The sequence below is a fragment of the Stenotrophomonas sp. CFBP8994 genome, assembly GCF_034044835.1.
Classification (GTDB): Bacteria; Pseudomonadota; Gammaproteobacteria; order Xanthomonadales; family Xanthomonadaceae; genus Stenotrophomonas; species Stenotrophomonas rhizophila_A.
Map to the genome: position 1 here is coordinate 131,814 of NZ_JAXCWT010000001.1, position 20,795 is coordinate 152,608.

Below are 20,795 nucleotides of genomic sequence, written 5' to 3' on the forward strand. Positions count from 1 at the left end.
CACTCAAAGCCTCATCAGCAAAAGGAGATCAACATGTTCAAATATCTCTTCAATCACGAAAGCCTTTTAATTTCGGCAGGCTCAATGGTCACACTGGCTGTTCTTGCTTTGCTTAGCTGCTACGTGGTTCTCTCTGGCATCGGCCGCTTGATCAGCAGTGCTCTGGGAACTGCTGTATGAGACGCCTTGTTACCTGGCTGATTGCCATCACATGCTTGATGATTGGATTTGATTATTTGTCAGAGAAGGCTATTGGAAGCATTCGGACAATAGAGTCGTCGCTTGCAAGAATGGGATCCAGATAAAGAAAAATGCCACTCTAAGTGGCCTTTGTTAAATCAAATCATCGACGCTTGGCCTTAAGCATCTCCTTCCGAGCACGTTTGATCAAGGGTCCAGATCGACTAAGATATATACCCATCTCTCTTGCGACATCTGAAACTATTTTTCGAGAGTTAGGAAATAAACAGGAAACATCGCTCCGCGTCATACCTTTTTTGAGGGCATGGCGCAGAAAATTCTTAATTTCCGCTCGTCTCTTAACTCTTTTCAAAGAAACAGACTCGTGGAGCACCATCTTCCTAGCACTCTGGACAAGCGAGCCTGGGACCTGCTCATCTCGCGCAAGCTGGGCGAGACATTGCCCAGGATCTCTAACGAGCAACGCCGCGATTTCGAGACGCTTCTTCTCTAGTATTTCAGTTCTACTAGGTGCGCCGACTTCGATGCAGATGCGACCAATCCGTTGTCTAGTCAAACCGAACTCGCGCGCGAGGGACGAATGCTTCTCGACGCCCCGCTTGAGCTTCCGCACCAATCGAGCCTTCTCCTTTACGCTTAGCCGTCTCATAGTCATAGAGCGACCTTCGCTCGCATTGCGCGTTGATGACGCGCCAAGACTGACCCCTTCTTTTCGGAGGACGCTGAGGCGTCACCGGAAGCGTTTGCCGCTCGGAATTGATCAAGAATGACGACGTTGGTGCGAGATTTGCTGACAGAAAGAACGTTGTGCTTATTAATCGAGAAACCGGTAACTAGTCCACACTTCGGGGCAGACAAAACTACCAACGCCCTCTTGACTTCAAATTTAAATTTCTTCAACTCGAACCCGGAACGCGCCAGGCGTTTTAACTCCAAAAGAGAAATTGGAGGAACAACTTTGTGAGTAGCAATGAAGTCGTGAAGCCACAATACAAGCTGATTATTCCCAAGCGACACTTTGCGAGTCAGATCATTGACCAGAACTTCATCATCAAAGAGCTTGGATAATTCGTTGTTGATCGTGATCGTGATGTTCCCTTTCCGAACCCTCGTCCCAACGTTGACTCTGGCAATCTTCACTCCAGAGACCAACCCTCCGATGTAGTCGTGTGTTGCCGTTTGATAGCTGATCTCCCCGCTTCTTAGATCTCTGAGCATGTTGACCAGGCGACTGTGCATCTGCGAGCAGGTCGATTTATTACCCATCCTTCGCAGCAACTCGTTCCCACTGATTTCAACGGTGTCGGTTTTCTGCTCGACATATGCAGAAATGATGCTCTGCCACAGCAAAGAGTGATGCTGATTGAGCACAGGCCCTGTGTAGCTCACCTTGGTGGCGCGTAGATTTTGAACGGCTAAGCTGGTGTCTTCGAGATGAATTTCTACGCGCTCACTCTTCACTGCCATAGACGTTCCAAAAAGGGCGGATCGCGCCAGCCCCAATGGAATTTTAGAATAAATATCTTCTTTACACACGAAACCATCTCCTTAAAATGACATCAATTAAGGAATAGGCCAATATCAACTTTTGTCAACTTCAAACGGCAAACTGTTAAACGCTTAGGTTAAATTCTCCTGCGATATATCGAGAACTTTGCGCGATATAGCTAGAACCGCACTGCGATATATCGAGAACCATCACTGCGATATTTCAAGAACTTTATGCGATATATCTAGAACCGAAACAGCCGAAATCCCTTGTGGCACAGCGGTTTCCAGCGTCCTTAAGGCTCTTAGGTTTAAAGCTAAAGGAAAGAAGGGCGCTGTCGCGCTCTTTTTTTGGATCAAGAAAAGAGCAAGATCGTCAGCACTTGTCACCCCTTCCGCCTATGCCCCCTGCGAGGGGGCGGCGGGTAAGCCGGGGCTATCGCTTCACCTGGCAGCTGCGCTGCGGCTTCGCCCGCATGAGCAATGAGGGCCGCTTGGCTCGGCCAGATGGGCGATAGCCCGTTCCACAGCCAGCCCCCTGGGGGGCGTTGGCGCAGGGGGGTTGAAGTCGGGAGTGATCTACGTTGTGATTTGCTTGCTCGCTTTGAGCGACGATGGGATCAAGGATGAAATCACACACCGTATTCGCAGCAATTCTCCTGCTGAGCGTTACGCACTCGGCCCATGCCCAGGATCTTGGGAACTTGGCTTTCGACAGGTTCAACAACACGGCCAAGGGCCTGTGCGGCCCAAGCATCATCGAATACACAGGGGTCAATCAAAACCGAACTGATGGCCGCGTTGGCGGATGGAACTACGATGGAGAGGTGACGATGAAGGTCACGTCCGGGCAGAAGGTCATCACCCCGCCCTTGGGTGTAGGAAGAATCACTGCCGTGTGCCTGGGAGAGTCTCGGCCGATCCTGGTGGTCATAGAAGACAAGGCACCTTCAAAGCGATTTTTCAAGGCTTACGACGCGCGGAGTCTCGCCCCAATCAGCGAGAAGGAAGGTTGCAATTTCGTGTGTATGGAAGAAGCTGGCGTCAAGATCCCACCGAAGCTTGCTTCGTTTGATCCGCCGATTGACTGACCATAACGACCCACTCACTCAAGAAGAACGCCCATGTCTTTTTCAGAACACTTGCAATTGAAGGACGGCGAGACGCTTCGCCTCGACAGCTCGCGCGAGACAGGTTTTATGGGGAACGTTGACGTCGACAATTATTCAATCCTGAGCGCCGATGGCGAAGTGGTCGGCAAGGTTGAATACACTGTTGACACTGCCGTCAAAGGCTTGAAGGTGACATATAAGGTCGTCCAGACCGATCTTGAAGGTAAGACTGTCCTGCAAAAATTCTGGTAGAGCGTGCCCTGATGTAGACGATGAAAGCCCCGGAAATCCGGGGCTTTTTTGTTGCTCAGTTCCAGCCGAGGTCAACTCGATCAAGATCGTAGTCGCGACCAATTTGGTGAGCGGCTTCAAGAGCTGAAAGATCGCCGTAGCGCTGCTTGAACTCGGCTTCTGAGAAGCCGGCTTCGTCGATGCTGATGCCGAACATTCTGGTGAAGTGCTCGTTTGCTTCTTTGAAGAACTTAGTGCTCATCATCTTGCTCCAATTGAGCCAATTGCTCGCGATGAGTTGTAGGGAAGCGGCAAGAACGCATTGCACTGAAAGCCGAAACGCAGTGGAGGAGCGCGTGCGCTTGCAATGCGTTCAGCGACCGACCTTTGTCGCTAGCTATTTGCCTGTTGGACCAAATAAATTGTGCTAGAAACCCTTGCCAAACGAGTCAGTTGCCTTAGCTTGTTCAAGAGGAGGCATTTATGACTGATGAAGATCTGTATTTTGAAGAGAGGGCGGTCACACCTGATGATATCTATCCGCCATTTAGGCGGTTCGTCGCAGAACGGCACGGGGACGGCCTGCTGTTCAGCGTAGCAACTGATCAGACTGAGGCCGAAGGCCATTTCAACGACTTCGAGATCATCGATCTTGTCGATCTGGCTCTCATGCAACACCGCAGCATTTGGATTGGCGCATGAGCAAGACAGACGACTACGCGCGCCAATTTGCTGATCTCGTGATCCGCAGCCTGGAGAACCACACAGCGCCATGGACAAAGCCTTGGAAGCCCGGCGAAGTCCCGGCAGGGCCCCACAACGGCGTCACCAATCGTAGCTACCGGGGCAGCAATTTCATGAACTTGCTCTTGACGCAGCAAGAACGGGGCTATCAGTCTGCGGAGTGGTTGACGTTCAAGCAGATCGGGGAAGCTGGTGGCAAGGTCCGCAAGGGGCAGAAAGGCACTTCGATCCAATTCTGGAAGACGTCGGAGCCAAGTGCAGAGCAACTTGCTGAGGATCCAGCGGCAAAGAAGCGCATGCAAGTCTTTTACTTCACAGTCTTTAACCGCGATCAATGCGAGGGACTGCCAGATCCAAAGCCTCAGCTACAAGTTTCTGAGCAATGGCGACATGAGAAGTGCGAGCAACTGATGAGCGATTCGGGAGTTCCGTTCAACTTCAATGGCGGTGATAGGGCTTACTACCGTCCTGACATCGATCAGATCTTCATGCCTTCGAAAGCAGCGTTTAGCAGCCCAGATGGCTTCTATGCAACAGCACTTCACGAGCTAGGCCACAGCACCGGCCATAAAAATCGGTTGGGGCGTGATCTATCGGGAAAGTTTGGTAGTGAGAGTTACTCTATTGAAGAGCTGCGAGCTGAATTCTTCTCTTTTATGTGCGGCGAACGCTTGGGGATCGGGCACGATCCAGGGCAGCACACGGCCTATATCAAATCATGGATCAAAGTGCTCAAGAACGATCCCAAGGAAATTCTGCGAGCGTGTGCGGATGCAGAGAAGATCTGCAATTTCTTGAAGATCGAGCGATATCAAGAGCTTGAGCAAAACAATGTCCAGGCGCAACAGCTAACGGGTCAAGAGCGCCGTCAAGGACGGCCGGTGCGTAAGGCAGGCGCGAAAACTATCGATCCTTTGGCACCCGAACTGCTCGACGATCAGATCAAAGACATGAAGTCCCGGCGCAAAGCCGAAGAACTGGCAGTAGCGCTATGAACGAACGACTGCCACAAATCCATAATTCGGACAGCGAAGAGAGCCGGCAGTGCTACACACAGCCCGGGCATGAACCCCGCCCCAATCTCTTCGATTTTGGCAACCTCAGCCCTGAATCCCAGGCAATCTATGATGCAAGCCGCGCCGGTTCCAGGTTCGATCACCTCATCGACCACGCACTACTCATTGCCCGCATCCGGGGTGACAAAGAACAGCTTGTCTACGCCTCAGAGCCAGATGACACGCTCCCCGGCACGACCCTGTTGGACGCCGTGGCGAACGGGCGCTGGAACGAAGCCAGAGGCCTTATCCGCTCACATGTAGACGTCAATGCGACCAACACGTTTGGACAGACAGCCTTGCACATCGCTGACGACCCCGGAGTGATCGATGCCCTACTCCGCTTTGGTGCGAAGCAAGACATTGTCGATGACTACGGCAACACACCCATGCAAGCGGCTATAGAGCGCGGTGATCGCGATGCACAGCACTTGATGGTGAAATACCGATATGGATCCGATTCGAGCGCCACCTCGATGCGCCGATGATGTTCAAGGCTTAAGCCGATTCTTTAGGACCTGACCCCTGGGTGAGCTCAGCTTGGCGACGTATGCAGCCTCTCCCAGCATCGCAACCATGTTGCCATCACGATGCGGCATCTCAGGCCAGATCTGGTCGGGGATCTGATCAAGGTAGATCGGTATCTCAACCTCATCGTCCGGGCCGAGAGAGGCATAAAAGTCAAACGACGGCGGCTGCCAACCATCTAACGGCAATGCCTTATTGACGATGATTGCGAATGCTATGGGATAGCACTTCATGATCATCACTTGTGAGGCTATCTTAGTCCCAATGTAAGTTATAAATAGATCACGCGCGACCGTTCGTCCAGCGAATGGATAGACCCAATAGCAGACTCTACAATCTCGCAAGAAGGTCGATTGGTCGTTGAGCACATACTCGCCAAATTTCTGCGGGTCTCCCTCGTTGTAGCGATCGATGCCTAGCGCACAGAGGTGACCTAACACTGCCCTGGCTACGAGTTGCGGCTTGACTCGAATGGCCTGCGATCCATCAAGCAGGATCGGTGTGCGCAACATCGCAGTCACCTGGTCTGCCATCGCCACTAGGGCCTTGTCGTAGCGTGACAACACGACGCCATTGCAGCGCTGACAAAGGCTTCTGAACTTGATGCCGTCTGGCATCTTGGTGCCGGGAGGCGCCTTCTCTGCACCCAACTCAGAAACGAGATGGTTGAGTCGCAGAGCGATGTTTTGCGCCAGCGCTTTAGGCGGGATGTGATCTTCGGTCAAAGGCCCTACGGCGCCACAGATATTGCACCTACCCGACTTCGGACCAATGACGTTGAAGACCGGCATGCTCGTGCTACCTCATCGATAGTTGGCAAAGCAGACACGACTGGAACGGGCCCATAGGATCCAACCCGCTATATCCTTAAAGGCAGCAGCCCTCATGCGAGCCTGACTGAGGTCTCGTGGACGACCCATTTTGACGCGTCGGTCAAGTTCATGCCACTACCCTAGCTTTGCGGCGGATCCACGCCGCGATCTACCGAAAAGGACAGAACTATGACGAGTCGCACCTTTGGACATTTCGCCGCCATTGCCGCACGCGCTTCCGGCAGCCTTGGCGCGTTCGTCGCCGCACTGGGCGTGGTGATTGTCTGGGCGGGAAGTGGCCCCTTCTTTAAGTTCAACGACACTTGGCAACTCGTCATCAACACAGGCACGACGATTGTGACCTTCCTTATGGTCTTCCTGATTCAGCACACGCAAAACGGCGACACGGCGGCGCTCCATATCAAGCTCGATGAGCTGATCCGTGTGACTAAGGACGCAAACCAAGAGCTTCTCAACTTGGAATCTATGGACCCGGCGCACCTTGAGGAGATCCGTCAGCGATATGAGTCATTGGCGAAGACCGCTGCTGACATCAAGTCGAAGAAGGAACGCTGCATGCCGTGCCAAGCAGACACCCCCACCGACCCTGAATGATTTAGCGAGAATCTTGAGCGGTCCGGCCTGCCGGGGGGACTCGCGAAAGGCCTCCGGAGTAAGATCACCCGTGCCCTCAAAACAGCACTTGCCATGCCCTACTGCGACCCATTTCCGGCCGTCCATGGTTCCCTTCTGGTTCTCGAAGACGACGATGAGCTTGGGCCATTACTTAAGGACGTCCTCACCATGGCCGGCTATGACGTCTTCTTGGCCAGCACCCACTCGGAGGCCATGTCTCACCTAACGGACACGCCAATGGCGGCGGCCGTCCTGGAATGGTCGACACAGAAAGGCGGCGCCGGAACATTGGCCGACCACCTGTTTGCCCAACGCATCCCCTACGTGGTTGCATCCGGGTCCGTTGCTCACTGCATGCTGCCGGTTTGCCACCAATGGGCGCGCTTCCTGCCAAAACCGTTTGCGATCACAGACCTGATCACGGCGGTGGAGGCCAGTAGAGATTTTGGAGTGCCCGTTGAAGGTTGGCCAGCAGCCCGGTAGAAGCGGGCAAGCTGCGGATTCTGTCGATAGTGAAGGAAGTCTCAACGCGGAGGGCCCTGCCTTCACATCTCTTGGGCGAGCCTAGGGGCATGGTATTGGCTCACCCCAGCAGAGGATGCATCTATGGCAATTAAGACCGCCGAAGAGCTGTTTGTTCACGAGCTTTCGGACATTTATAGCGCTGAGAAGCAGCTCACGAAATCCCTTCCCCGCTTGGCGCGGGCTGCCGAGAATCCTGACCTCGCCGCTGCATTTGAGACCCATCTCGAAGAGACCCAGGGCCAAATCGAGCGCATTGATCAAGTCGTCGAAGTCCTGGGCATTCGGCTCAAGCGCATTAAATGCGCCGCGATGGAAGGCCTGGTGGAAGAGAGCAAGGAAGTCATCGATTCGATCGAGAAGGGACCCGTGCGCGACGCCGCGCTGATTGGTGGGGCCCAAAAAGTAGAGCACTACGAGATCGCCTCTTATGGCACGATTGCGGCGCTCGCCAAACAGCTCGGTTACAAGGACGCCTTGCCCTATCTCCTCGAAACGCTAGAGGAAGAAAAATCGACCGACGAAAAGCTCACCCTTCTCGCCGAACAGGGTGGCAATCAAAAGGCCGCAGCGGGCAAGTGACCGAACTACAGGCGGGCCCCCGGGCCCGCCTCTGACCTGGATAGGAAACATGTGGCGTCGAAACGGGTTATCCATCGTCCTGGTAGTGCTGACCGTGCTGTTCTTGAGCGCGCAGGCCGTGACGGGCTGGAACGTCCACAATGAGGAGCTGGCGCAGCATGGGCAAGTCGCCCTGGGCTTTGGGACCTACCTGACCACCGGGCATTTCAGCAGTGCAACCTTTGAGAACTGGGAGAGCGAGTTCCTTCAAATGGGGATGTATGTGCTGCTCACTGTCCGACTGCGTCAACGCGGCTCGGCGGAGTCCCGTCCCCTCGACCCCAGCGAGGAAAAACCCAAACTCGACGCCGGCCCTGCCCCGTGGCCCGTCCGCCGAGGAGGGATGTGGAAGAAAATCTATGGTCATTCTCTCGCCATCGCCTTTCTAAGCCTGTTTGCGATCTCCTTTGCACTCCATGCCCTTGGCAGCTGGCGTGCGCGGTGCGACGAAACGCGGCTGGAGAATCTGCCCGTCCCTGACTTTCTGGAGCATTTATTCAGCAGTGATTTTTGGTTCGAGTCGATGCAGAACTGGCAGAGTGAGTTCCTCGCCGTATTTGCCTTGGTGGTGCTGACCATTTTCCTGCGTCAGAAGGATTCGCCCCAGTCCAAGGCAGTCGAGGCTCCACACGCCCAGACGGGGGACTGACGTGCCGCGCCCGGCCCTGCTCATCGTTGATCTTTTTTCGCGTTTCGACTTCCCAGATGGGCCAAAGCTCGCTCCACTGGCGCTCAAAGCTGCCAAGAAGGTTCGGCAAATTCGAGATGTCTTTGACGAAGAACAGTTGCCGGTCATTTACGCTAATGACAACTTCGGAGACTGGAAGTGCGGGTTCGATCAGCTGGCCGAGGTCTGTCGCCACGACGATGGTCCGGCTGGCGACATCGCAAAGCTCCTGTTTCCCGGACCGGACCACTACACGGTGCTCAAGCCGAAACATTCGGCCTTCCTTGCCACGCCACTGGCCTTGCTTCTTGCAAAGCTGGACATCAGCACGCTGGTGCTTGCGGGAATGGCCTTGGACTCTTGCGTTCTTGCCACCGCCATCGATGCAAATTCCCGCGAGTTCTCCACGGTGGTGGTGTCTGATGCAACCGCCTGCGTGCCGGATCGCAGGCAAGCCGCTTTGACGCTGCTGCGCTCCACAGGGGGCGTCGAGGTTCGCACGGCCCAGGTGTTTTTGCGCTCCCACGAGAGGGGAAAGGGTCATTGACCAACGGGCGGTCTGGCCGGTCTTCTGCAGGCCATCAAGAGCCGGAAGTCGATGCCGTTCACGGAAAACCAGCTGACATGTCCCTACCCTTACCGTCATGTCTGCCTCCAGCCAAAGAGGGACTCCAGTGATCGAGCAAGCCCGTCTGTCTGCCTTGCACTCATTGAATATCCTGGATTCAGACCCCGAGCCGTTTTTTGATGCGCTTACCCGGGCTGCGAGATCGGCAGCAGAGATGCCCATCGCGCTGATCTCACTGGTGGACGAGGGCCGTCAATGGTTCAAAGCCCAAACCGGGATGGAGGGCGTCCGTGAGACCCCACGCGACATGTCCTTCTGCACGTGGGCAATTCTTTCAGAAGAGATCTTTGAGGTGGAAGACGCTTCCATCGACCCCAAGTTCTGCATAAACCCACTGGTGCTGGGCGCTCCTCACGTCCGGCACTACGTGGGGGCACCGATTCAAGTGGCCGGCGGCCATCGGACGGGCACCTTGTGTCTGCTGAGCCAAACGCCTGGCAAACTAACACCCCCCCAGCGGGAAATCCTTCAGTGCTTGGCCGAGGCCGCTGCCGTGGGGATGGAACAACGGGCACAGCTGCTCGATCGGGTGTCCGAGGCTACTCGACTGCACGGCGATCTGAAGAAGAGCCAAGCGCTGCTCGAACAGACCAACGCCGTGGCCAAGGTGGGTGGGTGGGAGCTCAACGTTGATACCAACGAGTTGGAGTGGACCCAAGAGACCCGCCTCATCCATGGGGTGACCGATGCGTCTCCCTCCTTGGAGGCGGCGCTCTCCTTATACCCAGAGTCGGCACAGGGGCCCATACAAACCGCCATCGCCAGCTGCGCCGAGCACGGCACCCCTATCGACCTGACGGTGCCATCCACCAGGGCTGACGGAGAGCGGATATGGGTTCATGTCGTCGGACAGCGCCTCCAAGACGACCGTGGCACGCGCCTGATCGGGGCGGTTCAAGACGTGTCGCTTCAGCGCTCCGCCAGCGACGCGTTGGCGCTGAGCGAATCGAAATACCGACGGCTTTTTCAGCACAGCATGGGTTTGATCTGCACGCACACCATGGAGGGCATTATCACGTCCATCAACCCGGCCGCCTCCCTTTCACTGGGTCGGGAAGAGCAAGAGCTCATCGGCCAGCCGCTGTCAGCGATCCTTCCGCCGGACAGGCGGATGCAACTCGATGCCTATCTGGCCAAGATCAAAAGAGGATCAGAGCGACTCAGGAGTGATGGAACTTGTTGCCTCCGACGGGTCTCAGCGCTTCTGGGCCTACCACAACGTTCTGGATACGGAGGCGGAGCCTCCCTACGTTCTGGGGCACGCCCAGGACATCACCACGCAACACCTGCAAGAACAGCAACTCCAAGAGCTGGCCATCCGTGATCCGTTGACCCGATGCTTCAACCGGCGCTATCTCACCGAGCTCGCTCATCGTCAGTTGGACGCTTGGGGCTGCTTGGTGTTCGACCTGGATCACTTCAAGGAGATCAACGACACCCAGGGCCACGCAGAAGGGGATGCTGTGTTGATCAAGTTTGCTGCGTTTCTAGAGTCCAAGCTGCTGGACAATGAGGCCGTCATCCGCCTAGGAGGCGATGAGTTCCTGGTCTTCGTTCCCGGCGCGACGGCTGAGCGCATGCACCAGTTGGAAGACTGTTACCGGGATCACGCCGATGAAGCGCCAATCCGATTTTCCGGCGGTTGCGCCGTCAGCCGACCTCATGAGTCGGTGGGCGACACCATCAATCGTGCAGACCTGAAGCTCTACGATCGACGGAAGCAAGAGCGTTCATGACCCTTTTGGGGCATCCGTCAGGGGAGCAAACCTAGCAAAGATCGGTGAGCAGCCACGCCTGCCAACGCCCCTTCGCCCACCGCCAAGGCAATGTTCCCGGCAAACCGGGCCGCATCCCCGCACGCAAACACCCCCGCGACGGTGGTCTGCTTGGCCGAATCGGTGGTGATGCATCCTGCATCCTCTGTCTCGCAGCCCATGCGAGTAGCCAAGTCCGACGCCAAACAGGTCTCGGGGTGAACGAACAAGGCTTCCACGTTCCGCACGCTTCCGTCCGCAAGGTTCAAGATCGCGTTGCCAGTCACACCCGCTAAGGCACTTTCCTCTAACGTCACGCCAATGCCCTTCAGCTCCGCTGAAAGCTCTTCCATCTCGGCCGCTGAGAGCGTTGCGGCGTGGAAGGCCGTGACAGCGCCCCATTGCGAGAGCGCCTTGACCTGGTCCATTGCCTCCGCTTTGGACGCAATAAGCACGCCGATGTTTGTTCCGCAGATTTCATAGCCATGGCAGTAAGGGCAATGGAGGACCGTTTCGCCCCAGCGCTCCGCGAGCCCAGGAATGCTGGGCAACCGATCCACCACCCCATGGGCAAGGATCACCCGCCTGGCGTGGTAGTGGTCACCGGATGCGCAGTGGACAGCGAAGCCCGTCTGGAGAGAGCCGGTGGCCTCAATGGCCTGATCGGTCGCCCATTGCACTCGGTCGTAGGCGAGGAGCTGCCGACGTCCCAGCTCAAGGATCTGGGACGGAGCCACCCCGTCCCAGCCCAAGCACCCGTGTGCCTTCGCAGCGCGTTCGTTACGGGGTTGGCCATGGTCAATGACCAGCACCGTGCGGCAAGCCCTGGCCAGCTGCAGCGCGGCGGACATGCCCGCATAGCTGCCGCCGACCACGACTGCGTCGAAGGGAGGCAGGTCCTGTGACGTTTTGCTGCCAGGGCTGATCATCGTGCTTTGTTCCACTGTCGATAGGGAAAGGATGTTCTGATGTGCACAGGATTTGATGTATTCGCCTCCGCGCAGGCGTAGGCAGACTCAGAACAACTCAACCTGCGGCGCGGGGTAGATCAGGTCCTGCCCCACCGCCTTCGCCATCGGGCTTAGCGGATGGGGCTTGGGTTCTGCGTTGGATACGATGTGCGACACCTCATGGCCCCGGTGCGTCAAAAGGTCGGAGATCAGGCGACGATGGCAGCGCCACCATGGCGCCTCCGCGCACATCAGCGCGGTTCGATGTGCAGCCGCCAGCGCAAGAACCTTCGTTAATCCGCTGGCAAACTCTGCGGAAGCCATGTGGTCTGCATAGCCTTGGAACGCGGCGTTGTCCCATGCCCCGTTGGGAGAGTTGGGCTGCGCCCTGCGCCGGCCACCGAGTTCGGGAATCCACTCATACATCACACCATGGGCCGACAACGTCTCTGCCATCTGTTCCGATGCAAACCAAGGGTGGCGCCGAGACCCCGCGAAGCGCCGCACGTCCGCAATGGCCGCTATGCCTTGCGCAGACAGCAGTTGCAGAAAGTCGCTCCAAGGCCGAGTAGAGTGGCCGATGGTCCAGACAGTCAGCGGGTGCGGGATAGACGGATCGGACGGCATGAAGCAATTGAACACCGTTGCGGATAAAGGCCGTGTCATCACTGCATGGGAGAAGGCTCCAGCCCCTGCGTTAATGACGTCGTCCTGCCGGCGCCTTCATTGAGGAGCCTCGAAGAAGGGTAAGGCTCCTTTGCCCACGCAGGTTTTGCTGGATCGTCGTGCCACGAACACACATTGGTGAATTTGCACCGGCAGCACCCTGTTCAAGTGTCGGAGCTGCGGCACTCATGAAGCGGTGCGCAACGCAAAAATTGCCGAACTAAAATGTGTCACGTCCCGGCTCCGATCCCCATAATCGGTTCGCTAGCTCTGAACCGAGAATCCGTCTGCAACCGTGTTGAGCTTCGTCTGAGGAGAAGCCCGTCGGCCGGCGGGCTTCATTTGAACCGAGTTACGTGAATCTGGTCATGGCTCCCGTGGATTGACGTCGACAGCCCCGGCACCAGGGCCTGCGCCCAGTTCTGCGCCCGTCGCCGGGCGCGCGTCGGGATCAGAGAGGGTTCTCGCAGCCATGGCTTCCAAGGCGACTTGCTCCCTTTCGCTGAGGTCCACATCGCAGCTTCCATCCCCGCCGTCCAATGCCGCTTGAGCGTCACGGTCGGTGACCCGCTCCCAAAGCTCGCCGCTGTTCCAGCTGCCCTCTACATCGCCCTCGCCTTGCGACATGTCCATGTAGAGGTCGGTGAATGCGGGATCCCCGGGCAGCTTGCCAGGAGGGAAGTTGGGCTGGATGCTGTAAAGCGCCTTTTCAAACGATTTCTGGTGTGCGATTTCACGGGTCATGAGGAACCGAAGGGCGTCTTTGATGCCCGGGTCATCGGTCACGTTGATGAGCCGTTCGTAGACGATCTTCGCGCGTGCCTCTGCCGCGATGTTCGATCGCAAATCCGCCGTGGGCTCGCCAATGCTGTCGATGTAGGCGGCCGTCCAGGGCACGCCGCTTGAGTTGACCAACGCCGGGCCACCGCCATACAAAATCTGCTCGGTGTGACTGGTGCTATTTTGGCCCATCAGTCGCATGTCTTCGGCTTCCATCATGCCCTCAGACTGAATTGCCTTGGGGCCACGGTTGAGCATTGCGATGATCGTGCCGATGATCTCCAGATGGCTGATTTCTTCAGTGGCGATGTCCATCAGGAGATCCTTGCGGCCCGGATCCGCCTCGCCGAGACCCTGCGTGAAATACCGCATCGCTGCGGCCAGTTCGCCTTGCGGACCTCCGAACTGCTCGAGCATCAACGCCGCCAAGGCGGGATTGGATTCTTTGACCCGAACCGTATACATCAACTTCTTGTGGTGAAGAAACATTTGCGCGTCTCCTTGGGGCTGGCTATGGCTTGCCTTTATGGAAGAGTCGTCATCTCCTCTGCGGCATGGGTATGGTGCCTGCTCGGGCATCGACGTCCCGTAGAAAACCGTGACGAAAAACCCGCCCTTTCGCACACGCGCTCCTGATCTACGCGTAACTTCTACGCGACTCCGCGCTTCCGTGAGACGTCGGCCGCCCAGAACATCTGAGCGGCATTCCCTCGGGCTGCTCGTGACCGGTTGCGGCCTGGCCATCGGTCACCTATACACCGACCTGGTCAGCGACGGAGCGGGTTTACTTCAAAGGAGGATCGGTCTGCTGATAGGTCCCCACAAGCTGGCCCTTGCCAATCACATGGCCTTTGGCTGCCTTGAGCACTTCATCGCGGGTCGCCCCAGGACGAACCTCCAATCGGGCGTCCAGTGCCAAGATCTGGAAATGGTAGTGGTGCGGGGGAGCCCCTACTGGCGGCTTCGGCCCGTAGTAGCCGATCGAGCCGTGGCTCGTTGCCCCTTGAAGCACGCCCTCGGGATCGGTCAGCCGGGGCTGAGTTTGGAGACCTTCCGGTAGACCGGTCAGGGATCCGGGAATGTTCCAAGCGACCCAGTGGACGAAGGGATTGATGGGTGAGGCATCGGGATCCTCGGCGACCACCACGTAGGTCACCGCCTTTGGGACGCGGTTCCACGTCAGCTGGGGTGATACGCCTTCGTGATACGCACTGAACCGCGTGGGCATGGGTTGACCATCCTGGAAAGCCGGGGACTGCACCGCAATGGACGCTGTTTCGGGGGTGCGCTCCAAGACCAACGGGACACCCGTCCCGGCGGTGACCTGCCGCTCAAGGGACTGCGAAGGAATCGCGGTGGGCTGCGCTGCAGCAGGGGTGCCGCCGCTGTAGCTCACCCGATAGAGCGTGCCATTGGCATCATCGCCCACCAACAGGGCTCCGCCACGTGTGATGGCCAGCCCCACGGGCCGGGCCACGTGCTTCTGGCCCCCATCGACCAGGAACCCGGTCAAGAACGGCTCAAAGGCGGTGGGCTGCCCGTTGCGGAAGCGGACCCGAACCACCTCGTAACCAGAAGCGGGCTTTCGGTTCCATGAGCCACGCATGGTGACGAACGCATCGCCCCGGTATTCCGCCGGGAACTGGCTGCCCGTGTAGAACACCATTTGCATGGGGGCGGCATGGGCGGTGTAGCCCAGCGTCATGGGCGCGCTCATCTGAGCCCACTGCGCCTTCGTGATTTCCCCCGGCGGGGTGCTCTGCGGGTTCTGTCCGTCCTTCCCCCAAATGTGCGGCCAGCCATACTGCTTGCCTTTGACGATGTGGTTCAGTTCTTCCGGCTGGACGTCATCGCCCAGGAAGTCGATGCCGTGATCCATGCCCCACAACTCACCAGATTTCGGGTCCCACGCGAAGCCGATCGTGTTTCGCAGCCCACTGGCAAAGATCGTCCTGCTTTTGCCATCCGGCGTTGACCGCAACAAGGCGGCATGCTCCGGGTTGGTCTCGTTGCATGCGTTACAGGACGAGCCCACGCTGATGTAGAGCATGCCGTCTGGGCCGAACGCCATCGTCCGGTTGGGATGCTGTCCGCCGTCCGGCAAATCGTTGATGATTCGCTCCACGGCACCCAGGGAACCGTCTGCATTGATGGGCGCTCGAAAGACCTCGGTTGGGGTAGCCATGTAAAGCTGTCCGCCTCCGATTGCCAACCCATGAATGTTCGGTCGGTGGGTCACTGCCCTAGGCGCCTCATCAAGGACACCGTCTTCGTTGGCGTCCTTCAAGAGCAACACGTCGCCTTGCTCCCGACGGGAGACGTAAATGTCGCCGTTTGTCGCAACGGCGATGATCCGAATGTTCTTCAGGTCCTTGGCGAAGGCCTTGACCTCGAATCCCTGCGGCACCTTCAGCGCGGCAATGCGCTGGTCAGTAGCGGGGACCTTGTCGGGTTTGAAGGTGTTGACCCGGGCGGGAACGTCCGTCCCATCGCCCTGCTGGGCAAGCACGGGGCCAGTTAAGACGCACAGCAGAGCGGCGTATACGAGGGTCCGTTTCATGGGCGTTAGTCCAAGGATAACCAGGACCTGAATCATCAGGCGGCCCCGATCAACCGCGTGCGAATGCTATGCGAGTGGAGCGTGAGCGGGCTTTCAGTTGGTCATGCACCCTTCGGAAGGAGTCCACTGCCACCCGGTTGAGCCCTTGGACGTCGCATTCTGTCGCGGTCACAAGGACTCCCTGACTCGGCGCTCCTCGCCGTCAGCCTGCATACGGCAAATGGGTTCCAAAGCAGGGGCCAAGATCAGTCGTCTTGTGCCCACCGGGCCAGGTTTTGCTGAATTGTGTTGATGTCCGCCCACGGATCTTTTCGGCGCCGCTTCAGCTTTTCGGGCACCTCCTTCATGGTGAAAGCATCCGCACGGGTCAGCTTGGAGAGCTCGCTCCAAGCGATGGGCATGGCCACGGGCGCGCCGGGCCGACCGCGCAGTGAATAGGAGGCCACAGCCGTTGCGCCGCGGCCGTTTCGCAGGTAGTCGACAAAGATGCGCTTGTTGCGAAGGCTCTTGGTCGAGGTCGCCAGGAAGCGGGTCGGCTCCGACTGAGACAAAGCCTCGGCGAACCCCTTGGCAAACCGCTTGGTCAGGTCCCAATCGCACCCGGGGTTCAAGGGCACCACCACGTGCAAGCCTTTCCCTCCCGACACCCGCAAGAACGACTCCAGTTCCAGTTGCTCAAGCAGCTTCCGGATGTCCACGGCGGCCTTTTTGACCTCGGAGAACGGAACATCCGGGCCCGGGTCCAAGTCAAAGACCACGCGATCAGCCCTGTCCGGGTTCTCTGCGTGGCTGCCCCAGGGGTGAAACTCCAGCGCGTTGAACTGCACCAGCTCCAGCAGGCTGGCCGCGTCGCGAACCACCAGGTAGTGCGCGTTGACGCCGCTGTCCTCTTTGAGGCGAACCGAGTCCACCAGCTCCAAGCCGGCCGTGTGGTGCTTTTGGAAGAAGCAGGGTTTGGCCGTCCCGCTGGGACAGCGAATGATCGACAACGGACGGTCGATGATCTCGGGCAGTAAATGATCCATCACGGCCGTGTAGTAATCCCACACGTCCTGTTTGGTCGCCTTGATGTCCGGAAAGATTACCTTGGTGGGACTGGACAGTTTGGGCGGCGTGCGCGCTTCACCTACCGACTTGGCCGAGCTCCCCGCTGAAGGTTTTTTGGTCGCCTTCCGGGACGGCTTTAACGGGACAGCATCCGTGGCCTTGTCCGCTGGAGGCGTCCTGTCTGAGTCGGCCAGGTCGGCCACGTCTTTGTCTCGCCGAACCGCTTTGAGCGAGGGTTGACGCAGCAGTTGTTGCCCACCAATGCCCCGGTAGAACACTTCCACGACAAAGCGCGGCTCAAACCAAGTCGCTGACCGCAGGTCGGTGTCCTTGGTGGGCACGTGGGCCGTGGGCGTCTTTCCACCCGCCCGGCCAATCAACTGGCTCAACTCCTTGATGAGCGTGTCGGAGAAGCCCGAGCCCACTCGCCCCACGTAAAGCCACCCGTGTTTGGGATCCGGCTTGGCCAACAACAGCGACCCAAAGCCGGCGCGGCTTCCCTTGGGGTCGGTGTAGCCCACCACCGCAAACTCATCGCTGGCCAACTGCTTGGTCTTCTTCCAGTCCTCGCTCCGGCCACCGTGATAGGCCCGATCAGTCCGCTTGGAGATAATCCCTTCGAAGTGGCGGTCGCCGGCGAGCTGGTAGGCCGATTCCCCGTCCCCCTCGATGTGCGAGCTGTAGGCCAAGTGCCCTGGACTCCCTTCCAAGAGCTCTTGCAGGAGTTCCTTGCGCTCCAGCAGGGGCGCATCGGCGATGTCGATTCCGTCGATGTGGAGCAAATCGAACAGCGCGTATGCCAACGTGCCTTGGCGCTCGCCGGACAACGTGGCCTGGAGGAGGTTGAAGTCCTCCTTGGTGCCACTGCCGGCGATGAGTTCGCCGTCCAATGCGCCTGATTTCAGCCCCAAGGTGGCCACAGCGTCCCGGATTTCGGGAATCTTCGACGTCCACTCCAGCGCATTGCGGGACCAAAGCCGCACTTGGCCTTCGGCGATCGTGGCCAGAATGCGGTAACCGTCCCACTTGATCTCATGAACCCACTGGTCTCCCTTGGGGGGCACGTCTCCCAGCTTGGCCAGCTGCGGCTCGAACGGGCCTTCGGGCGCTTTGGCTTTCTTGGCTTTGGTCAGCGCCAAGGCTTTCTTGGCCCAGTCCTTGCGCCGTCCTTTCTTGGGCAACGCCACGGCGGTGAGCTTCTTCTTCTCGGCCTTCCCCGCGCCCGCGCGCTTCAGATCTTCGGCGGGCGGTGCGGTCACATCGCCGAGCAAATCGTCCGCCTCCACGTCGCTTGCGAAGGCATCGTCGTCCTTGAAAAGCAGCCACTGGGGCTGCTTGGCGGGCTTTCCCGACCTCACCAGATGCCATCCACCCTTCAGTTTGGTGCCGAAAAGCTCAAACCGAAGATGCCCCTTGGCGAGCTGGGCTTCCGGGTCGCCCGTCGTCGCCCACACGCCGTGGTCGAACTGGGCGACGTGCCCGCCGCCGTATTGCCCTTTGGGGATGTCGCCTTCGAAGCCAGCATAGTCCACGGGATGGTCTTCCACCTCTACGGCCATCCGTTTGACCGTCGGATCGTAGCTGGGCCCTTTGGGAACGGCCCAGCTCTTCAGCGCGTCCCCGACCTGCAGCCTGAAGTCGTAGTGCCGGCGGCTGGCATGGTGTAGCTGGACGACGAAGATCGCCCGTTGCCCCTGCGGCAACGCCTTGCCAGGCTCCGGCTCCTTCGTTTTGTCAAAGCTCCGCTTGCGGCGGTATTCCGTAAGCGACATGCCCTTCTCCGGTCACTTGCCCAAGTGCTTTCGCACTGCGACCGCCGTGGGACCTACGGCCTTCACCGCCCCCCGCAGTTCCTCGGCGCTGACACCCAGCGCCTTGGTCCAATACTGGAGCTCGTAATCTTCATTGACGTTGATGCGGTCGCGGTCCGGGTTGCCAGTGTTCTTTTTGTCGTCGGTCATGGTGATCTCCTCCGTTGGTCCTAAATGGTTTTGGCCCAAGCAGCTGCCGGCTCCAGGTCACTGCATAGCGGGAGATGGGGTCGCGGCGAACGCTGTTGGCCGAACAGCGACAGGCCCGTAGGCCATCTCGCCTGCAGCAGCAATCACTTCCAATAGGTGAGCTGCGACGGGGCCTCGCGTTTTTCGCACGCCGATAAAGTGGACCCATGAACCATCCACTTCCACGCGTGTTCCGGCAAGCTCTGGGGACCGGCTCACCAGCCCTTGCAGGTTCTGAATCCACGTATCGCAGGGGGTCGCGTCCAGCTGGACCACGGTGGTGGCATCGCCCGCATAGAGATCCGCCATTTCCATTCGGGTCACTCGCGGTGTTGCAGCCAGAAACTGTGGATAAGCGCTCATACGATTCTCCTAAGAAGGTTGGAAACGAATATCCGCTTCAGAGAGAGCACGGCGTGTCACCAAGGCGTCAAGGAGACGTCAAACCGCCTGGCAGCTATGGTCACGTCGCCATTCATACAAGAATGCTCGCACGCGCGACGAAAACACACGCTGTCGTAAGCCGTAGTTCGCTAGTATTTTCGGTAGAGCTAAGCTTGCACCCATTACGTGGGAGTCACGGTGAGAAGTGATTGCAACCGATTCCGGGAGCTACAATGTTCAACTCAGCGATGGACGTGACGATTTGGCTTGGCCTTTATCTGCTTTGGCTTACTGCAGGGGCCATCGACTTTCGGCTTCACAGAGCCAGCAGCATCGAAACCACGTCGGGGCTAAAAGAATCCGCGCTGCACTTGGTGCAGATCGCGATCCTGGGGGCGGCAACGCTGCTATGGCTCTCCTTTCGAGCGTCTCAACCGCTTTTCTTGATCCTTCTGGCGCTGGTGTGCCTGCATGCCATCACAGGCTATTGGGACACACGCGTGGCCTATCCCACGCGCGCCATTCGCCCGTTGGAGCAGCACGTTCATAGCATCTTGGACTTGGCCCCTTGGATAGCAATCGGCGTCGTTTACTGGTCTATGCCTGATACGCACGTCGTAACTGCCCTGGCATTTGACTTGGCTCCCATAGCCTTGTGGTTGTTTGACATCGTGCCGGCGCTGCTCCTTACGGTGCTTCCCGCCCTCACTGAGTTCCGACGCTGCATTGTCTACCACGCGCCCTGAGACGCATTGCAGGTCGAGGCCCCGTCGGAGCGTCGTAGCGCATCCGACAGGGCACTGATGACGATCCAGCCGTTACTTCCTGGCTTCGACGCCTGGGGTCGCGTCGCGCACCAGGAACTCCTCCGTCACTTCCGGCAAATGCGTTGCCAGCCAGTCCGCCATCGCTTCTTCTTGAACCAAGATTTCCTCGCACACGCGTGCCGTTTCCGGGTCACCTGCGGTCTTGGCTGCCGCGATCAACGCGGTATAGGAGGCAATTTCAAAGTGCTCGAACACGTAGCCGGCCATCGCCCCTTTCACGATTTCGTCCGATGCCGTCATCCCACCCAGTGCCTGGCCGAACGCGGCCATCTTCCCCATCATATCTTTGATGGTGGAAGGAGAACCGCCGAGGCGCTTGATACAGCCTTCAAGCAACTCTCGCTGTCCGATCGTTTCCTGGATGTGCTCCTCGATCCGAGCTTTCAGCACCGGATAGTGCTCAATGCGGGAAGCCTGCCCCTTCAACATGGTCTCTGCCTGCTGCTCCATTGCATGAGCGTCGCGAAGCCAGTCCAGCAGGTTCTCTTTGGGTTCCGCCATTGAAAATCTCCTCGTTGGGTAGGTGGAAGCTCACCCTATCCAGGAGGTCATCGATGCGAGGCGATGTCGGGGTGAAGGCGA

The 20,795-nt window shown here is 58.2% G+C and carries 25 protein-coding genes; 14 read left to right on the forward strand and 11 right to left on the reverse strand.

Annotated elements, in window-relative coordinates:
* Window positions 1–33 precede the first annotated feature (33 nt).
* A complete protein-coding gene (locus tag SOM39_RS00705; protein WP_320457192.1) occupies window positions 34–180 on the forward strand; it encodes a hypothetical protein in 147 nt (48 codons plus the stop codon).
* 672 nt (window positions 181–852) lie between these two features.
* Here the strand turns inward: SOM39_RS00705 and SOM39_RS00710 are convergent.
* A complete protein-coding gene (locus SOM39_RS00710) occupies window positions 853–1,737 on the reverse strand; it encodes a hypothetical protein (protein ID WP_320457193.1) in 885 nt (294 codons plus the stop codon).
* A 578-nt stretch (window positions 1,738–2,315) separates the two neighbouring features.
* Here SOM39_RS00710 and SOM39_RS00715 point away from each other — a divergent pair.
* Both SOM39_RS00715 and SOM39_RS00720 read left to right on the forward strand, forming a co-directional pair.
* The gene (locus SOM39_RS00715; RefSeq protein ID WP_261996906.1) at window positions 2,316–2,780 is read left to right on the forward strand and encodes a hypothetical protein; all 465 of its coding nucleotides are present in this window, start codon (window positions 2,316–2,318) and stop codon (window positions 2,778–2,780) included.
* 33 nt (window positions 2,781–2,813) lie between these two features.
* Window positions 2,814–3,053, forward strand: a complete 240-nt coding sequence (locus SOM39_RS00720) for a hypothetical protein (protein WP_197649801.1) — start codon at window positions 2,814–2,816, stop codon at window positions 3,051–3,053.
* A gap of 55 nt (window positions 3,054–3,108) precedes the next feature.
* On the opposite strand, the gene SOM39_RS00725 is transcribed toward SOM39_RS00720, so the two are convergent.
* The gene (locus SOM39_RS00725) at window positions 3,109–3,294 is read right to left on the reverse strand and encodes a hypothetical protein (protein WP_261996907.1); all 186 of its coding nucleotides are present in this window, start codon (window positions 3,292–3,294) and stop codon (window positions 3,109–3,111) included.
* Window positions 3,295–3,515: 221 nt separating this feature from the next.
* Here SOM39_RS00725 and SOM39_RS00730 point away from each other — a divergent pair, with 221 nt between their 5' ends.
* From SOM39_RS00730 to SOM39_RS00740, 3 genes are read left to right on the forward strand one after another with little or no spacing between them, the layout of a single operon-like run.
* Complete coding sequence (locus SOM39_RS00730) at window positions 3,516–3,734, forward strand: hypothetical protein (RefSeq protein WP_261996908.1); 219 nt, start codon at window positions 3,516–3,518, stop codon at window positions 3,732–3,734.
* Window positions 3,731–4,771, forward strand: coding sequence for an ArdC family protein (locus SOM39_RS00735; RefSeq protein ID WP_320457194.1), 1,041 nt, complete (start codon window positions 3,731–3,733; stop codon window positions 4,769–4,771). Before SOM39_RS00730 ends, SOM39_RS00735 begins: the two co-directional genes overlap by 4 nt.
* Window positions 4,768–5,319, forward strand: a complete 552-nt coding sequence (locus tag SOM39_RS00740; RefSeq protein ID WP_261996910.1) for an ankyrin repeat domain-containing protein — start codon at window positions 4,768–4,770, stop codon at window positions 5,317–5,319. Before SOM39_RS00735 ends, SOM39_RS00740 begins: the two co-directional genes overlap by 4 nt.
* A 3-nt stretch (window positions 5,320–5,322) precedes the next feature.
* On the opposite strand, the gene SOM39_RS00745 is transcribed toward SOM39_RS00740, so the two are convergent.
* Window positions 5,323–6,150: a hypothetical protein gene (locus tag SOM39_RS00745; protein ID WP_261996911.1), complete on the reverse strand. Its 828-nt coding sequence runs from the start codon at window positions 6,148–6,150 to the stop codon at window positions 5,323–5,325.
* Window positions 6,151–6,360: 210 nt separating this feature from the next.
* Between SOM39_RS00745 and SOM39_RS00750 the strand changes: the two genes are divergently transcribed.
* From SOM39_RS00750 to SOM39_RS00780, 7 genes are all read left to right on the forward strand, one after another.
* A complete protein-coding gene (locus SOM39_RS00750) occupies window positions 6,361–6,786 on the forward strand; it encodes a low affinity iron permease family protein (protein ID WP_261996912.1) in 426 nt (141 codons plus the stop codon).
* A gap of 93 nt (window positions 6,787–6,879) precedes the next feature.
* Window positions 6,880–7,290, forward strand: coding sequence for a hypothetical protein (locus tag SOM39_RS00755; RefSeq protein WP_320457195.1), 411 nt, complete (start codon window positions 6,880–6,882; stop codon window positions 7,288–7,290).
* A gap of 123 nt (window positions 7,291–7,413) precedes the next feature.
* Window positions 7,414–7,911 (forward strand): ferritin-like domain-containing protein, encoded by a 498-nt coding sequence (locus SOM39_RS00760; RefSeq protein WP_261996914.1) that lies wholly within the window; start codon window positions 7,414–7,416, stop codon window positions 7,909–7,911.
* Between the two features lie 49 nt (window positions 7,912–7,960).
* Entirely contained in the window at window positions 7,961–8,599 is a 639-nt protein-coding gene (locus tag SOM39_RS00765) for a DUF6766 family protein (RefSeq protein WP_320457196.1), read from the forward strand.
* Window position 8,600: 1 nt separating this feature from the next.
* On the forward strand, window positions 8,601–9,164 hold the full coding sequence (locus SOM39_RS00770; RefSeq protein ID WP_320457197.1) for an isochorismatase family cysteine hydrolase: 564 nt from the start codon (window positions 8,601–8,603) through the stop codon (window positions 9,162–9,164).
* A gap of 127 nt (window positions 9,165–9,291) precedes the next feature.
* Window positions 9,292–10,569 (forward strand): GAF domain-containing protein, encoded by a 1,278-nt coding sequence (locus SOM39_RS00775; protein WP_261996917.1) that lies wholly within the window; start codon window positions 9,292–9,294, stop codon window positions 10,567–10,569.
* Between the two features lie 4 nt (window positions 10,570–10,573).
* Entirely contained in the window at window positions 10,574–10,981 is a 408-nt protein-coding gene (locus SOM39_RS00780) for a GGDEF domain-containing protein (RefSeq protein ID WP_261996918.1), read from the forward strand.
* 17 nt (window positions 10,982–10,998) lie between these two features.
* Here the strand turns inward: SOM39_RS00780 and SOM39_RS00785 are convergent, their stop codons facing one another.
* The 7 genes from SOM39_RS00785 to SOM39_RS00815 all read right to left on the reverse strand — a co-directional run bounded on the left by SOM39_RS00785 (window position 10,999) and on the right by SOM39_RS00815 (window position 19,365).
* The gene (locus SOM39_RS00785) at window positions 10,999–11,928 is read right to left on the reverse strand and encodes an NAD(P)/FAD-dependent oxidoreductase (protein WP_320457198.1); all 930 of its coding nucleotides are present in this window, start codon (window positions 11,926–11,928) and stop codon (window positions 10,999–11,001) included.
* A gap of 87 nt (window positions 11,929–12,015) precedes the next feature.
* Complete coding sequence (locus SOM39_RS00790; protein ID WP_320457199.1) at window positions 12,016–12,576, reverse strand: DUF488 domain-containing protein; 561 nt, start codon at window positions 12,574–12,576, stop codon at window positions 12,016–12,018.
* A gap of 405 nt (window positions 12,577–12,981) precedes the next feature.
* Window positions 12,982–13,884 carry a manganese catalase family protein gene (locus tag SOM39_RS00795; protein WP_261996921.1) on the reverse strand — a complete coding sequence of 301 codons (903 nt, stop codon included), beginning with the start codon at window positions 13,882–13,884 and terminating at the stop codon, window positions 12,982–12,984.
* A gap of 295 nt (window positions 13,885–14,179) precedes the next feature.
* A complete protein-coding gene (locus SOM39_RS00800; RefSeq protein WP_320457200.1) occupies window positions 14,180–15,955 on the reverse strand; it encodes a YbhB/YbcL family Raf kinase inhibitor-like protein in 1,776 nt (591 codons plus the stop codon).
* A gap of 245 nt (window positions 15,956–16,200) precedes the next feature.
* Window positions 16,201–18,774 (reverse strand): DNA ligase D, encoded by a 2,574-nt coding sequence (gene ligD / locus SOM39_RS00805; RefSeq protein WP_261996923.1) that lies wholly within the window; start codon window positions 18,772–18,774, stop codon window positions 16,201–16,203.
* Between the two features lie 12 nt (window positions 18,775–18,786).
* Window positions 18,787–18,963, reverse strand: a complete 177-nt coding sequence (locus SOM39_RS00810; protein WP_261996924.1) for a DUF3606 domain-containing protein — start codon at window positions 18,961–18,963, stop codon at window positions 18,787–18,789.
* Between the two features lie 57 nt (window positions 18,964–19,020).
* The gene (locus tag SOM39_RS00815) at window positions 19,021–19,365 is read right to left on the reverse strand and encodes a hypothetical protein (RefSeq protein ID WP_261996925.1); all 345 of its coding nucleotides are present in this window, start codon (window positions 19,363–19,365) and stop codon (window positions 19,021–19,023) included.
* Between the two features lie 254 nt (window positions 19,366–19,619).
* Here SOM39_RS00815 and SOM39_RS00820 point away from each other — a divergent pair, with 254 nt between their 5' ends.
* Window positions 19,620–20,132 (forward strand): hypothetical protein, encoded by a 513-nt coding sequence (locus tag SOM39_RS00820; RefSeq protein WP_320457201.1) that lies wholly within the window; start codon window positions 19,620–19,622, stop codon window positions 20,130–20,132.
* Between the two features lie 72 nt (window positions 20,133–20,204).
* Here SOM39_RS00820 and SOM39_RS00825 read toward each other — a convergent pair whose 3' ends face one another.
* Window positions 20,205–20,714 carry a ferritin-like domain-containing protein gene (locus SOM39_RS00825; RefSeq protein WP_261996927.1) on the reverse strand — a complete coding sequence of 170 codons (510 nt, stop codon included), beginning with the start codon at window positions 20,712–20,714 and terminating at the stop codon, window positions 20,205–20,207.
* Between the last annotated feature and the right edge of the window lie 81 nt (window positions 20,715–20,795).

Excerpts from the sequence above, each read along its gene's own strand:
- SOM39_RS00720 (WP_197649801.1), top strand. The coding sequence starts at position 2,814 with ATGTCTTTTTCAGAACACTTGCAATTGAAGGACGGCGAGACGCTTCGC.
- SOM39_RS00750 (WP_261996912.1), top strand. The coding sequence starts at position 6,361 with ATGACGAGTCGCACCTTTGGACATTTCGCCGCCATTGCCGCACGCGCT.
- SOM39_RS00740 (WP_261996910.1), top strand. The coding sequence starts at position 4,768 with ATGAACGAACGACTGCCACAAATCCATAATTCGGACAGCGAAGAGAGC.
- SOM39_RS00730 (WP_261996908.1), top strand. The coding sequence starts at position 3,516 with ATGACTGATGAAGATCTGTATTTTGAAGAGAGGGCGGTCACACCTGAT.
- ligD (WP_261996923.1), bottom strand. The coding sequence starts at position 18,774 with ATGTCGCTTACGGAATACCGCCGCAAGCGGAGCTTTGACAAAACGAAG.
- SOM39_RS00760 (WP_261996914.1), top strand. The coding sequence starts at position 7,414 with ATGGCAATTAAGACCGCCGAAGAGCTGTTTGTTCACGAGCTTTCGGAC.
- SOM39_RS00800 (WP_320457200.1), bottom strand. The coding sequence starts at position 15,955 with ATGAAACGGACCCTCGTATACGCCGCTCTGCTGTGCGTCTTAACTGGC.
- SOM39_RS00725 (WP_261996907.1), bottom strand. The coding sequence starts at position 3,294 with ATGAGCACTAAGTTCTTCAAAGAAGCAAACGAGCACTTCACCAGAATG.
- SOM39_RS00755 (WP_320457195.1), top strand. The coding sequence starts at position 6,880 with ATGCCCTACTGCGACCCATTTCCGGCCGTCCATGGTTCCCTTCTGGTT.
- SOM39_RS00795 (WP_261996921.1), bottom strand. The coding sequence starts at position 13,884 with ATGTTTCTTCACCACAAGAAGTTGATGTATACGGTTCGGGTCAAAGAA.
- SOM39_RS00820 (WP_320457201.1), top strand. The coding sequence starts at position 19,620 with ATGTTCAACTCAGCGATGGACGTGACGATTTGGCTTGGCCTTTATCTG.
- SOM39_RS00810 (WP_261996924.1), bottom strand. The coding sequence starts at position 18,963 with ATGACCGACGACAAAAAGAACACTGGCAACCCGGACCGCGACCGCATC.
- SOM39_RS00705 (WP_320457192.1), top strand. The coding sequence starts at position 34 with ATGTTCAAATATCTCTTCAATCACGAAAGCCTTTTAATTTCGGCAGGC.
- SOM39_RS00735 (WP_320457194.1), top strand. The coding sequence starts at position 3,731 with ATGAGCAAGACAGACGACTACGCGCGCCAATTTGCTGATCTCGTGATC.
- SOM39_RS00815 (WP_261996925.1), bottom strand. The coding sequence starts at position 19,365 with ATGAGCGCTTATCCACAGTTTCTGGCTGCAACACCGCGAGTGACCCGA.
- SOM39_RS00715 (WP_261996906.1), top strand. The coding sequence starts at position 2,316 with ATGAAATCACACACCGTATTCGCAGCAATTCTCCTGCTGAGCGTTACG.
- SOM39_RS00790 (WP_320457199.1), bottom strand. The coding sequence starts at position 12,576 with ATGCCGTCCGATCCGTCTATCCCGCACCCGCTGACTGTCTGGACCATC.
- SOM39_RS00785 (WP_320457198.1), bottom strand. The coding sequence starts at position 11,928 with ATGATCAGCCCTGGCAGCAAAACGTCACAGGACCTGCCTCCCTTCGAC.
- SOM39_RS00745 (WP_261996911.1), bottom strand. The coding sequence starts at position 6,150 with ATGCCGGTCTTCAACGTCATTGGTCCGAAGTCGGGTAGGTGCAATATC.
- SOM39_RS00765 (WP_320457196.1), top strand. The coding sequence starts at position 7,961 with ATGTGGCGTCGAAACGGGTTATCCATCGTCCTGGTAGTGCTGACCGTG.
- SOM39_RS00825 (WP_261996927.1), bottom strand. The coding sequence starts at position 20,714 with ATGGCGGAACCCAAAGAGAACCTGCTGGACTGGCTTCGCGACGCTCAT.